The sequence below is a fragment of the Candidatus Proelusimicrobium excrementi genome (assembly GCF_937881865.1).
Lineage (GTDB): Bacteria > Elusimicrobiota > Elusimicrobia > Elusimicrobiales > Elusimicrobiaceae > Proelusimicrobium > Proelusimicrobium excrementi.
In genome coordinates, this window is record NZ_CALGEO010000137.1 from 1 (window position 1) to 1,287 (window position 1,287).

1 protein-coding gene is annotated in these 1,287 nt (G+C 45.8%); it reads right to left on the reverse strand.

Annotation, left to right across the window (positions count from 1 at the left end; genetic code table 11):
* Positions 1-95: 95 nt before the first annotated feature.
* Positions 96-1,287 (reverse strand): 30S ribosomal protein S12 methylthiotransferase RimO (gene rimO, locus ACQY26_RS06440; protein WP_428048320.1); only part of this gene is annotated, 1,192 nt, incomplete at its 5' end.

Consider the following 1,287-nt stretch of genomic DNA (forward strand, 5'->3'; position numbering starts at 1 on the left):
AGAGTGGGCGGAGCCCCGTGTATCCGACCGAAGCAAAAATCAAAATTTGCCTAAATATTAAAGTCTGCTAGCTGCGTGGACTGAGTGGAACACAATTAAAATAAAGGCTTTATAATGCGCCTATACCCCTCAGCCCCAACGACTTCCCCTCTAAAAATCCGCCCCGCCTCAACAGGCGCGGTAAATTCTGCCGTGCCGTCTATGTCGGGCGCGTCTTTATAGGTGCGGCCGGAAGTTTCCCCGTCGCTGATAACCTCAACAGTGGAACCTATAAGTTTTTTGTTTATTTCGTCAATAACGCGGCTCTGCGCAAAGGCAAGCGCTTCGGCGCGTTCTTTTTTGATTTTGGCGGAGATTTGCGGCTTCATATCATAAGCGGGCGTACCGGGTTCCCTGAAAAATTCAAATATGCCGATATTGTCAAATTTAAAATCGGCGACAAAGGATTTAAGTTCTTCAAAATCCGCTTCTGTTTCGCCGGGAAAGCCGACTATAAAATTAGTTCTTATCGCTATGCCGGGGACGGTTTCCCTCAGCATTGCCAGCACCTCTTTTGTCTGAGCGGCCCCGGCGTGGCGGCGCATGGCTTTAAGCATTTTATCGGAAATATGCTGCAAAGGTATATCTATATAAGGGTAAAGTTTCTCTTCCCCGGCCATAATTTCCGCCAGTTCTCGGCTGACGCGGTGCGGATAGGCGTACATTATTCTTATACGTTCCAATTTTTTGATTTTCACTAGTTTTTTAATCAACTTTTCCAGCTGAGGCTTGCCGTACAAATCCTGCCCGTAGGAAGTCGTATCCTGCGCTATCAGAGAAAATTCCTTCACGCCGTCTTCGGCCATGATTTTGGCTTCCTCCAATACGTCTTCCATACTTTTGGAACGGTAATTGCCCCTTATGTAAGGTATGGCGCAGTAAGCGCAGCGGTTATTACAGCCGTCGGCCACTTTAAGATATGCGCTGTGGGGCAAGGTCAGCGTCATTTTATAGGGAGAAAGCGAAAGCGAAGTTTGTATTTTCTTGATAAATTCCCCCTCCTTTTTAATAAGCTTATCCATACGGGTTTGCTCGGAAATGGAAAGAACTAAATCAATCTCTGGGAATTCTTCTTTAACTGCGGTTTTTAACCTGTCAACCATACAGCCGGTAACGATAATCTTCTTTATTTTTCCCTCGGCTTTAAGCTTAAGCGCGGCTTTGATATTATCTTTGGCCTCTTTTATTGACGACGCCAAAAAAGCGCAAGTGTTTATAATCACCGCATCGGCGAGGTTCAAATCAAAA